Here is an 11,303-nt window from a genome sequence, read left to right as displayed (position 1 = left end):
AACGCGTTCCGGGCCTTCACGCCGGCCCGCGGCTCAACGCCCGCCGGTACTGCACCGCCTCGGCCACATGCGCCGGCTGCACCGTGTCGGCCCCGGCCAGGTCGGCGATCGTGCGCGCCACCTTCAGCGCCCGGTGCGTGCTGCGCGCCGACCAGCCCAGCTTGTTCGCGGCGTTGAACATGAACTTGCGCGCGGTGTCGTCCAGCGCGGCGTGCTTGTCGATGGCGCCGCCCTGCAGCGCCTGGTTGGCGTGGCCCTGGCGCCGCGTCGCGCGCTCGCGCGCCACGACCACGCGCGCGCGGATGCTGTCGGTCGACTCGCCCGGCGGCGCGTCGAGCAGCAGCTGCGCGGACACGGCCGGCACCTCGATGTGCAGGTCGATGCGGTCCAGCAGGGGGCCGCTGAGCTTTCCCTGGTAGCGGGAAATCTGCGCGGGCGTGCAGCGGCAGCTCTTCAGGCTGGAACCCAGGTAGCCGCAGGGGCAGGGGTTCATCGCGGCCACCAGTTGGAAGCGCGCCGGAAATTCCGCGCTGTGCGCGGCACGCGAAATGGTGATGGTGCCGGTCTCGAGCGGCTCGCGCAGCGCCTCGAGGGCGGAGCGGGCGAACTCGGGGAACTCGTCGAGAAACAGCACGCCGTGGTGCGCCCTGGAGATTTCCCCGGGCCGCGGCGGCGAGCCGCCGCCCACCAGCGCCACCGCGCTGGAGGTGTGGTGCGGCGCGGAGGTCGGCCGGCACATCCAGCGCTCGGTGCCGAAGCGCCCGCCCAGGCTGGCCACGGCCGCGCTCTGCAGCGCCTCGTCGATGCTCATGGCCGGCAGCAGGCCGGCGAAGCGCTGCGCGAGCATCGACTTGCCCGAGCCGGGCTCGCCCATCATCAGCAGGCTGTGGCCGCCGGCCGCGGCGATCTCGAGTGCCCGCTTGGCGCCCGCGTGGCCCTTGACGTCGCACAGGTCGGCGTAGCGCGGCGCCGTGCCGCCCGGGGCGGGCTGTATGCGCGCCCAGCCGTCGTCGGAGCCGGGTGTCGGGTCAGGCAGTTGCGCCGCCGCATCGGCGTCGGCCACGAACTGCCGCACCACGTCCAGCAGGTGCCGGGCGCCGTACACCTCGCCGCCGGGCACCAGCGCGGCCTCCTGTGCACTGTCCATGGGCAGCACCAAACGGGTGGCCACGCCGCGCGTGTGCAACGCCAGCGCCATGGCCAATGCACCGCGAACGGGCCTCAGCTCGCCCGACAGCGAGAGCTCGCCGGCAAATTCATGGCCCGCCAGCCGCGCGTTGTCGATCTGCCCGCTGGCCGCGAGGATGCCCATGGCCAGCGGCAGGTCGAAGCGGCCGGAGTCCTTCGGAAGGTCTGCCGGAGCCAGGTTGACGGTGATGCGCTTGTTGTTCGGAAACTCCAGCCCCGCGTTCTGGATGGCCGAGCGCACGCGCTCGCGCGCCTCCTTGACCTCGGTTTCTGCCAGCCCGACCAGCGTGAAGCTGGGCAAGCCGTTGGCCAGATGCACCTCGACCGTGACACTGGCCGCTTCCAGCCCCAGCAAGGCGCGGCTTTGCACCAAAGACAGACTCATTGTTCTTGATCTCCCCAATGTGGTGCGTCCAGGACATGGACGCCCGCCGTGGTGCAGCGCGGTGCGCACTGCAACCACTCGAAACAGGGGTTGTAACGATTTGGCGCTCACCGACAGCGGTGGGACGCGCTTTGGGGACAGCGATTTGTGCAGTTTGGCACGCTCCCTGCTATGAGCCTTGCAGGTCCAACTAAACACTTTGCGAGGAGTTTCCCGATGACGCACCGTACCGCCGCCAAGGCGCTGATCGTTCTTGCCACCGCGCTGACCGCCTCCGGCGCCGCCCTGGCCCAGGCAACGACCGACGCCGCCGCGGCCGCTCCCGCCCCGGCACCCAACCTCACGGGCAACATCTCGCTGACCACGAACTACAAGTTCCGTGGCCAGGACCAGGACATGCTGGGCAAGAACGACTACGCCAAGACCAAAGGCTTCAAGCCCGCCATCCAGGGCGGCCTGGACTACGCCTTCGGCGACAGCGGCTTCTACGTGGGCAGCTGGAACTCCAGCGTCAACTGGCTCAAGGGCAACAGCATCGAAATGGACCTGTACGGTGGCTACAAGTTCAAGGCCGGCCCGCTGGACATGGACGTCGGTGCGCTCACCTACATCTACCCGGGCAACTCCTCGGGCAACACCACCGAGCTGTACGTCGCGGGCACCTACGCCAACGAAACGCTCGGCTCGTTCACCGCCAAGTACTCGCACACCGTGTCCAAGGACTACTTCGGCTACGCCGGCAACAAGGCCGGCTCGGGCCTGAAGGGCACCAACACCGGCTACCTGAACCTGGCGTACAGCAAGGAAATCGTGCCCAAGGTCACGCTGAAGGCCGCCGTGGGCTACACCAACATGTCCAGCGACATCCGCAGCCTGGGCTACAAGAGCTACGTCGACTACAACGTCGGCGCGTCCTACGACTTCGGCAACGGCCTGTCGCTGACCGGCTCGGTGCAAGGCGCCAACAAGAAGAGCTCGTACCTCGCCGTGAGCAACCCGGGCGTGGACTACGGCTTCGGCACCTTCGGCCAGACGACGTACTCGCCGAACAAAGCCCGCTTCATCCTCACGCTGACGAAGACGCTGTAAGGCACAGAACAACGAGGTGCGGCCCACGCTGCCGCACCGTTTCATTTCCATCCGAAGGAGAAAACTCATGAAGCTGGTCACAGCCATCATCAAACCGTTCAAGCTCGACGAGGTGCGCGAAGCACTGTCGGCCATCGGCGTGCAGGGGATCACCGTCACCGAGGTCAAGGGGTTCGGTCGCCAGAAGGGCCACACCGAGCTGTACCGCGGCGCCGAGTACGTGGTCGACTTCCTGCCCAAGGTCAAGATCGAAGCGGCCGTCTCCGACGACCTCGTCGACCGCGTGATCGAAGCCGTCGAGGGTGCCGCACGCACCGGCAAGATTGGCGACGGCAAGATCTTTGTCTACAACCTCGAACAAGTGGTGCGCATCCGCACCGGCGAAACAGGCCGCGAAGCCCTCTGATCGAGTCCAGGCCCGAAAGAACAACGATTATGAAAAAACTGCTTGTCTCTCTTGCGTTCGGTTTGAGTGTGCTGGCTGCCGGCACCACCGCCCTTGCACAAACGCCCGCGGCCACGGCTGAAGCGCCTGCCGCTTCGGCACCCGCTGCTGCCGCACCCGCGGCACCGGCCGCGCCCGCCGCAGCCGACGCGGCCCCCGCCGCTGCCGCTGCAGCAGCACCGGCCGCCGCGCCGGCACCGAAGATCGACTCCGGCGACACCGCCTGGATGCTGACCTCCACGCTGCTCGTGATCCTGATGACCATCCCCGGCCTGGCGCTGTTCTACGGTGGCCTCGGCCGCTCGAAGAACATGCTGTCGGTGCTGATGCAGGTCTTCGTGATCTTCTCGCTGATCAGCATCCTGTGGGCCATCTACGGCTACAGCCTGGCCTTCTCGGGTGACGGCAACTTCTTCGGGGGATTCGACAAGATCTTCATGAAGGGCATCACGCAGGAAACCTTCGGCGCGCTGACCACGATTCCCGAATACGTGTTCGTCGCCTTCCAGGGCACCTTCGCGGCCATCACCGTGGCGCTGATCGTCGGCGCGTTCGCGGAGCGCGCCAAGTTCTCGGCCGTGCTGCTGTTCTCGGTGCTGTGGTTCACCTTCAGCTACGTGCCCATCGCCCACATCGTGTGGGGCGGCGGCCTGCTGGGCAAGGACGGCGCGCTGGACTTCGCCGGCGGCACCGTGGTGCACATCAACGCCGGTGTGGCCGGCCTGGTCGGTGCCTACATGGTCGGCAAGCGCGTGGGCTACGGCAAGGAAGCGTTCACGCCTCACTCGCTGACGCTCACCATGGTCGGTGCCTCGCTGCTGTGGGTGGGCTGGTTCGGCTTCAACGCCGGCTCGGCCGGTGCTGCCAACGCCGTCGCCGGCCTGGCCTTCATCAACACGGTGCTCGCCACCGCTGCCGCCGCGCTGTCGTGGATCCTGGGTGAAAGCCTGCACAAGGGCAAGGCCTCGATGCTGGGCGCCGCGTCCGGTGCCGTTGCCGGCCTGGTGGCTGTCACGCCTGCCGCCGGTTTCGTCGGCCCGATGGGTTCGATCGTGCTGGGCCTGCTGGCCGGCCTGGTCTGCCTGTGGGGCGTGGGCGGCCTGAAGCGCATGCTCGGCGCCGACGACGCGTTCGACGTGTTCGGCGTGCACGGCGTGGGCGGCATCCTGGGTGCCATCCTGACCGGTGTGTTCGCGGCCAAGGGCCTCGGCGGCACCGGCGGCGCAACGCCCGACACCTTCGCCATGGGCGCACAGGTGTGGATCCAGATCAAGAGCGTGGCGCTCACGATCGTGTGGTCCGGCGTGGTGGCCTTCATCTCCTACAAGATCGCCGACCTGACCATCGGCCTGCGTGTGTCGGAAGAGGAAGAGCGCGAAGGCCTGGACATCTCGTCGCACGGCGAAACCGCCTACAACCGCTGACCTGCCTTGCGGGGCCGCCTTCGGGCAGCCTCGCAACGCAACGACACCCTCAACAGACTTTCACAAGAACAATTCTTCGTAACGAGTTTTTCAAGCGAGGTCTCCTTTGGATGTTCAGCCCGCGAGCGCTTCGGCGCCAGCGGGCTTTTTTTTGCCTGCCGCTTTCCCCACGGCGCGGCATGCCCGGGGGCACAATCGCCCCACCATGTGGACCACCCTCGAAGACAGCCTCTGCGAGCTCGGCGAATCGCCGTTCTGGCACCCCGAAGAACACGCGCTCTACTGGCTCGACATTCCGGGCCGCGCCGTGCTGCGCACACGCGGCGACATCGGTTCGCCGAATGCCACGGTCGAGCGATGGCCCTTGCCCACCGAGCCCGGCTGCATGGCCCCGGCGCGCAGCGGCGGCCTGGTGATCGCCTTGCGCGACGGCTTCTATCGCGCGCGCGAATGGGGCGGCGAACTGGTGGCGATGGCGCGCGTGGAGCACGACGTGCGCACCATGCGCTTCAACGACGGCAAGTGCGACCCGCTGGGCCGCTTCTGGGGCGGCTCGCTCAACGAGGCCAAGGACCGGCCCAACGCCGCGCTCTATTGCTTCGACGCGCGCCCCGACACGGGCGTGTCGCCCACCATCACGCAGATGGCCAACGAGTCCACCACCGCCAACGGCCTGGCCTTTTCCCCCGACGCCGGCACCCTGTACTGGGCCGACACCGCCGCGCACGTGGTCTGCGCGTGGGACTGGGACGCCGAAGCCAACGCGCTTTCGCGCGCGCGCGTGTTCCACCAGTTCGATGCCAAGCGCGAGGGCTGGACGGTCGACGCGCCGCTGGGCTACCAGGGCCGCCCCGACGGCGCCACGGTCGATTCGCAAGGCCACTACTGGGTGGCGATGTTCGAAGGGGCGCAGCTGCTGCGCTTCGCGCCTTCGGGGGACATCGTGGCGTCGGTGCCGTTGCCGGTTCAATGCCCGACGATGCCGTGCTTTGGTGGCGACGACCTGAAGACCTTGTTCGTGACCAGCGCGCGCAAGGGGCGTCCCGCCGACGAGGTCGAGCAGCGGCCGGCTTCCGGCGCCGTGATCTCGATGCGTGTCGACACGCCCGGGCTGCCGGTGAGCTTCTTCGAGGATTGAGGTTGCCGAGCGTGCGTTGTTCAGGGCGCGACAGCGCCAATCAGCCATCCCCGAACTGAGAGCGATGGCCCTCCAGCACATCCCCCCGATCCAGTGCCTGCTGACCTTCGAGGCCGTCGCAAGGCTGCGTCATGCGGGCCGCGCGGCCGACGAGCTGTGCGTCACGCCCAGCGCGGTGAGCCACCGCATCCGGCAACTCGAATCGCATGTCGGCTTCAAGCTGTTCGGCCGCAGCGACTTCAGCCTCACGGCCGATGGCGCGGCCTACCTCGCCAACGTGCGCACGGGGCTTGCGGCATTGCAGGCCACGCCGCTGGGCAGCAACGCCGCGCAGCGCGCCACGCGCTTGCGCATCGCCGTCACGCCGACCTTCAGCCGGCAGTTCCTCATGCCGCGGCTGGAACTGTTTCGCAACATCTATCCCGACATCGAGCTGGTGCTGCAGGTGTCGATTCCGCTGCTCGACGTCACTGCCGAGCAGGCAGACCTCGAGGTGCGCTACGGCCCCGGCGGCTATGCCGACTGCGAGCACCGGCTCATCCTCGAGGAGCAGGTGGTGCCGGCCTGCAGCCCGAGCTTCTTGAACGAGTTCGGGCCGTTCACCGGGTTTCGCACCGCCGCCGAAATTGCCAGCGCGCGGCTCATCCGCAGCCCGCTGGAACCCTGGGGTACCTGGTTCGCGAGCTGCGGCCTCGACCAGCCCGAACCGCACATCGGCTCGCAGTTCAACGACCTGGGGCTGGTGTACGACGCGGCGGCCAGTGGCTTCGGCGTGGCGCTGGTGCGGCAGAAGATGGGCGCGGCGTGGTTCGAATCAGGGCGGCTGGTGGCGCTGTCCGACCAGGCCGTGCCATCGCCGCACCGGCACTACATCTGCTGGCAGCCGGGCACGCTGGAGCGCTGGGAGTGCGCGGCCTTTGCCGATTGGCTGGAACAGAGCCTGCGCTGACAAGGAAGCGGCGGTAGCAGCGGCGGCAGCAGGAGCGCCGAGAGCACCGAGAGCTTCGCGCCAGGGGGCCCGGCGAAGTTTGCTCAAGCCCATCGCAAAAATCCCTCAACCCGCACACGGCGCGATGTGCGTAGAGTGCGGGATCCCGAGAGACAAGAAAGAGGCCCGCCCATGAACGCGCCGCTCACCCCCACGCAACCCACGCAGCAAGAATCCCTGCAGAAAACGCAGCGCCAGGCCCAGGTGGTCGGCGCGCTGCAGGCCCACCTGCCGGCCCATGCCCTCATCTGGCACGCCGAGGACACCACGCCCTACGAGTGCGACGGCCTCACCGCCTACCGTGCCCGCCCGCTGGTGGTGGCCCTGCCCGAAACCGAGGCGCAGGTGGCCGCCGTGCTGCGCACCTGCCACCAACTCGGCGTGCCCGTGGTGGCGCGCGGCGCGGGCACCGGGCTTTCGGGCGGCGCCATGCCGCACACGCTGGGCGTGACGCTGTCGCTCGCCAAGTTCAACCGCATCCTGAAGATCGACCCGGTGAGCCGCACGGCCGTCGTGCAGTGCGGCGTGCGCAACCTCGCCATCAGCGAGGCGGCCGCGCCCTTCAACCTCTACTACGCCCCCGACCCGTCGAGCCAGATCGCCTGCACCATCGGCGGCAACGTGGCCGAGAACTCGGGCGGCGTGCACTGCCTGAAGTACGGCCTGACGCTGCACAACGTGCTGCGCGTGCGCGGCTTCACCGCCGAGGGCGAGGCGGTGGAGTTCGGCGGCGACGCGCTCGACGCGCCGGGGCTCGACCTGCTCGCGCTGGTCGTCGGCAGCGAAGGCATGCTGGCCGTGACCACCGAGGTCACCGTCAAGCTGGTGCCCAAGCCGCAGCTGGCGCGCTGCATCATGGCCAGCTTCGACGACGTGCGAAAGGCCGGCGACGCGGTGGCCGCGGTGATTGCGGCCGGCATCATTCCCGCGGGGCTGGAGATGATGGACAAGCCCATGACCGCCGCCGTGGAAGACTTCGTGCGCGCGGGCTACGACCTGGACGCCGCGGCCATCCTGCTGTGCGAATCCGACGGCACGCCCGAAGAGGTCGAGGAAGAAATCGGCCGCATGACCGCCGTGCTGCGCGGCTGCGGCGCCACCGCCATCGCGGTGAGCAACAGCGAAGACGAGCGCATGAAGTTCTGGAGCGGGCGCAAGAACGCGTTTCCCGCCTCGGGCCGCATCAGCCCCGACTACATGTGCCTGGACTCCACCATTCCGCGCAAGCGCCTGGCCGACATTCTCCTGGCCATCCAGGAGATGGAGAAGAAGTACAACCTGCGCTGCTGCAACGTGTTCCACGCGGGCGACGGCAACCTGCACCCGCTGGTGCTGTTCGACGCCAACGACCCCGACGAACTGCACCGCTGCGAGCTGTTCGGCGCCGACATCCTGGAGACCAGCGTGGCCATGGGCGGCACCGTGTCGGGCGAGCATGGCGTGGGCGTCGAAAAGCTCAACAGCACGTGCGTGCAGTTCACCGCGAGCGAGAACGAGCAGATGTTCGGCGTGAAGCGCGCCTTCGACCCCGAGGGCATGCTCAACCCCGGCAAGGTGATTCCCACGCTGCAGCGCTGCGCCGAGTACGGCAAGCAGGTGGTGCGCGGGGGCAGGCTGCCGCACCCCGAGCTGCCGAGGTTCTGAGCGATGAGCCCCATGGACACCGAACTCCACGCCGTGGTCGAGCGCGTGCGCGCCGCGGCCGCCGACGCCACGCCGCTGTGCATTCGCGGCGGCGGCACCAAGGACTTCTACGGCGAGGCGCCGCACGGCGAACTGCTCGACATGCGCGCGCTCGGCGGCATCACGAGCTACGAGCCCAGCGAGCTGGTCGTGACCGTGCGCGCCGGCACGCCGCTGGCCGAACTCGAGGCGGTGCTGGCCGAGAAGGGCCAGTGCCTGCCTTTCGAGCCGCCGCGCTTCGGTGACGGTGGCACCGTCGGCGGCATGGTCGCCGCCGGCCTCAGCGGCCCCGCGCGCGCCAGCGTGGGCGCGGTGCGCGACTACGTGCTGGGCGCCACGCTGGTCAACGGCCGCGCCGAAGTGCTGAGCTTCGGCGGCCAGGTGATGAAGAACGTCGCGGGCTACGACGTGTCGCGCGTGCTCGCGGGTTCGCTGGGCACGCTGGGCGTGATCGCCGAGGTCAGCCTCAAGGTGCTGCCCGTGCCGCCCGCCGAGGCCACGCTGGAATTTGCCTGCGGCCAGGCCGACGCGCTGCGCCTGCTCAACGAATGGGGCGGCCGGCCGCTGCCGCTGAACGCGAGTTGCTGGGTCGAACATGAAGGCGTGGGCGTGCTGTACCTGCGCCTGCGCGGCGCGGTCGCGGCGGTGGAGGCGGCGTGCGCGCACCTCGGCGGCGAGCGCAAGGACAACGCGCGCGCCGCGGCCGACTGGCAATCGCTGCGCGACCAGCAACTGCCGTGGTTCGCCACGGGCGAAGGCACCAATGCGCTGTGGCGCCTGTCGGTGCCGCAGACCGCGCCGGTGGTGGCGCTCGACGGCGCGGCGCCGCTGATCGAATGGCACGGCGGCCAGCGCTGGTACAAGGCGGCGCCTGAACAGGCGGCGCGCATCCGCGAGATCGCGCGTGAGGCGGGCGGCCATGCCACGCTGTTCCGCTGGGCCGGCACGAACCCACCCGGTGCGAATACATCCGGCGCGAACATGGCCGGCAAGGTGCAGCGCTTCGATGCGTTGAGCGCGCCCGTGGAGCGCATCCACCGCGCGCTGATGCGCGAGTTCGATCCGCACGGCCTCTTCAACCGGGGCCGCCTGCTCGCCCCCGCCTGAAACAAGCACAAGCGCCACCAGCACCCCCAGAAGAACCGACATGCAAACCGAGCTCGCCCCCGAATTCCAAGGCACCGACGAAGGCCGCGAGGCCGAAGCCATTTTGCGCAAGTGCGTGCACTGCGGCTTCTGCACCGCCACCTGCCCCACGTACCAGCTGCTCGGCGACGAGCTCGACGGGCCGCGCGGGCGCATCTACCTCATCAAGCAGGTGCTCGAAGGCAATCAGCCCACGCGCAGCACCCAGCTGCACCTGGACCGCTGCCTCACCTGCCGCAACTGCGAAAGCACCTGCCCGAGCGGCGTGCAGTACGGCAACCTGGTGGACATCGGCCGCAAGATCGTCGACCAGAAGGTGCCGCGCCCCGCGATGGAATCGGCGCAGCGCTGGCTGCTGAAAGAAGGTTTGCCGTCGCCGCTCTTCGGCCCCGCCATGAAGCTGGGCCAGGCCGTGCGCGGCCTGCTGCCCGAGGCGCTGAAGGCCAAGGTGCCCGCGAAGCAGGAGGCCGGCGCATGGCCCACCGCCACGCATGCGCGCAAGGTACTGATGCTCGCGGGCTGCGTGCAGCCGTCGATGATGCCCAACATCAACAGCGCCACCGCGCGCGTGCTCGACGCCGCCGGCATCCAGGCGGTGCTCGCGCCCGAGGCCGGTTGCTGCGGCGCGGTGAAGTTCCACCTGAACGACCAGGAAGGCGGCAAGGCGCAGATGCGCGCGAACATCGATGCGTGGTGGCCCTGGGTCGAGCGCGACGAGGTCGAGGCCATCGTCATGAACGCATCCGGCTGCGGCGTGACGGTGCGCGAGTACGGCCACCTGCTGCAGCACGACGCGGCCTACGCGCTGAAGGCGGCGCGCATCAGCGAACTCACGCGCGACCTGAGCGAGCTGCTGCCCGACCTGGTGCCCGCGCTGAAGGCGCGCGTGAAAGCGCCCGCCGGCGTGGTCGCCTACCACCCGCCGTGCACCCTGCAGCACGGCCAGAAGCTGCGCGGCGGCGTCGAGACACACCTGCGCGCGCTGGGCTTCGACGTGCGCGTGGCGCTGAACGAATCGCACCTGTGCTGCGGCTCGGCCGGCACCTACTCGGTGCTGCAGCCGGAGCTGGCGTATCCGCTGCGCGACCGCAAGCTGGGGCACCTGAAGCAGCTGCAGCCGACCACCATCGCGTCGGCCAACATCGGCTGCATCACGCACCTGCAAAGCGGCAGCGGCGACACGCCGGTGCGGCACTGGGTGGAGTTGCTGGACGCGGCGATGAAGCGCTGAGGGGCTGATCCCGCGCCTGATTCCAGGCCCCGTTCGGGGCCTGGGCGCACAGCGGGGGAGGGTTCGGTCCGACTCGCGCGAAGGCACTTGGCGGCGCATCATGGCTGCACCGTATCTGCAAGGAGCCTGTGCCATGTCCCGTGTTCTCGCCTCTCTCGTTTCTCCCGCGCTGCGGCGCACGCTGCTGGCTGGCGCATGTGCCGCCGGCGCGGTGGCCGCGCAGGCGCAAGGCGCCATGCCGCCCTGGCAGGGCGCGGGCGCCGCGCGCTACGTGTGCGGCGGCATCGGCTCCGACGAATCGGGCGCCATGCGCGCGGCCATGAAGGAACATCCGCTGTCGCTGCTGTTCGCCCGCGCCGACGGCGCCTACCTGGCGAATGTCGACGTGACCATCAAGGGCGGCGACGCCAACAACGCCGCCGCGCTGGCGTTCCGCGCGAACGGGCCGGTGTGCCTGGTCGACCTGCCGGCCGGCAAGTACGTGATCGATGCGGCCATGCCCGGCGGCGCGGCCAAGAGCCAGACCGTGACGGTCGGCAGCGGCTCGAAGACGGCGGACTTCAGGTTCTAAAAAAGCCGCTGCAAT

10 protein-coding genes are annotated in these 11,303 nt (G+C 69.2%); 9 read left to right on the top strand and 1 reads right to left on the bottom strand.

All coding sequences use genetic code 11. The annotated features are described in order from the left end of the window. Positions 1 to 16: 16 nt before the first annotated feature. Positions 17 to 1,573 (bottom strand): YifB family Mg chelatase-like AAA ATPase, encoded by a 1,557-nt coding sequence (locus AB6807_RS16225; RefSeq protein ID WP_371085377.1) that lies wholly within the window; start codon positions 1,571 to 1,573, stop codon positions 17 to 19. Positions 1,574 to 1,789: 216 nt separating this feature from the next. On the opposite strand from AB6807_RS16225, the gene AB6807_RS16220 reads away from it, so the two are divergent. The 9 genes from AB6807_RS16220 to AB6807_RS16180 all read left to right on the top strand — a co-directional run bounded on the left by AB6807_RS16220 (position 1,790) and on the right by AB6807_RS16180 (position 11,288). Further along, positions 1,790 to 2,662, top strand: a complete 873-nt coding sequence (locus AB6807_RS16220) for a TorF family putative porin (protein ID WP_093127954.1) — start codon at positions 1,790 to 1,792, stop codon at positions 2,660 to 2,662. A 67-nt stretch (positions 2,663 to 2,729) separates the two neighbouring features. Further along, entirely contained in the window at positions 2,730 to 3,068 is a 339-nt protein-coding gene (gene glnK / locus AB6807_RS16215) for a P-II family nitrogen regulator (protein ID WP_007833403.1), read from the top strand. 29 nt (positions 3,069 to 3,097) lie between these two features. Beyond that, entirely contained in the window at positions 3,098 to 4,531 is a 1,434-nt protein-coding gene (locus tag AB6807_RS16210) for an ammonium transporter (protein ID WP_371085376.1), read from the top strand. Between the two features lie 205 nt (positions 4,532 to 4,736). Further along, positions 4,737 to 5,669: an SMP-30/gluconolactonase/LRE family protein gene (locus tag AB6807_RS16205; RefSeq protein ID WP_371085375.1), complete on the top strand. Its 933-nt coding sequence runs from the start codon at positions 4,737 to 4,739 to the stop codon at positions 5,667 to 5,669. A gap of 64 nt (positions 5,670 to 5,733) precedes the next feature. Continuing rightward, entirely contained in the window at positions 5,734 to 6,618 is an 885-nt protein-coding gene (locus tag AB6807_RS16200; RefSeq protein ID WP_371085374.1) for a LysR substrate-binding domain-containing protein, read from the top strand. 171 nt (positions 6,619 to 6,789) lie between these two features. Further along, entirely contained in the window at positions 6,790 to 8,301 is a 1,512-nt protein-coding gene (locus AB6807_RS16195) for an FAD-linked oxidase C-terminal domain-containing protein (protein ID WP_371085373.1), read from the top strand. Positions 8,302 to 8,313: 12 nt separating this feature from the next. Continuing rightward, positions 8,314 to 9,447 carry a glycolate oxidase subunit GlcE gene (gene glcE / locus AB6807_RS16190; RefSeq protein ID WP_371085372.1) on the top strand — a complete coding sequence of 378 codons (1,134 nt, stop codon included), beginning with the start codon at positions 8,314 to 8,316 and terminating at the stop codon, positions 9,445 to 9,447. A gap of 40 nt (positions 9,448 to 9,487) precedes the next feature. Beyond that, positions 9,488 to 10,717: a glycolate oxidase subunit GlcF gene (gene glcF, locus AB6807_RS16185; RefSeq protein ID WP_371085371.1), complete on the top strand. Its 1,230-nt coding sequence runs from the start codon at positions 9,488 to 9,490 to the stop codon at positions 10,715 to 10,717. A gap of 133 nt (positions 10,718 to 10,850) precedes the next feature. Continuing rightward, positions 10,851 to 11,288, top strand: coding sequence for a carboxypeptidase regulatory-like domain-containing protein (locus AB6807_RS16180; RefSeq protein ID WP_371085370.1), 438 nt, complete (start codon positions 10,851 to 10,853; stop codon positions 11,286 to 11,288). Positions 11,289 to 11,303: the final 15 nt, after the last annotated feature.

Source organism: Variovorax sp. RCC_210 (assembly GCF_041355175.1).
GTDB lineage: Bacteria > Pseudomonadota > Gammaproteobacteria > Burkholderiales > Burkholderiaceae_C > Variovorax.
This window is presented reverse-complemented; position numbering and strand designations above follow the sequence as displayed.

Bases quoted from the DNA above. Each gene is read 5' to 3' on its own strand.
- AB6807_RS16195 (WP_371085373.1), top strand. From the start codon at position 6,790: ATGAACGCGCCGCTCACCCCCACGCAACCCACGCAGCAAGAATCCCTG.
- AB6807_RS16180 (WP_371085370.1), top strand. From the start codon at position 10,851: ATGTCCCGTGTTCTCGCCTCTCTCGTTTCTCCCGCGCTGCGGCGCACG.
- glnK (WP_007833403.1), top strand. From the start codon at position 2,730: ATGAAGCTGGTCACAGCCATCATCAAACCGTTCAAGCTCGACGAGGTG.
- glcF (WP_371085371.1), top strand. From the start codon at position 9,488: ATGCAAACCGAGCTCGCCCCCGAATTCCAAGGCACCGACGAAGGCCGC.
- AB6807_RS16205 (WP_371085375.1), top strand. From the start codon at position 4,737: ATGTGGACCACCCTCGAAGACAGCCTCTGCGAGCTCGGCGAATCGCCG.
- AB6807_RS16200 (WP_371085374.1), top strand. From the start codon at position 5,734: ATGGCCCTCCAGCACATCCCCCCGATCCAGTGCCTGCTGACCTTCGAG.
- AB6807_RS16210 (WP_371085376.1), top strand. From the start codon at position 3,098: ATGAAAAAACTGCTTGTCTCTCTTGCGTTCGGTTTGAGTGTGCTGGCT.
- AB6807_RS16220 (WP_093127954.1), top strand. From the start codon at position 1,790: ATGACGCACCGTACCGCCGCCAAGGCGCTGATCGTTCTTGCCACCGCG.
- glcE (WP_371085372.1), top strand. From the start codon at position 8,314: ATGGACACCGAACTCCACGCCGTGGTCGAGCGCGTGCGCGCCGCGGCC.
- AB6807_RS16225 (WP_371085377.1), bottom strand. From the start codon at position 1,573: ATGAGTCTGTCTTTGGTGCAAAGCCGCGCCTTGCTGGGGCTGGAAGCG.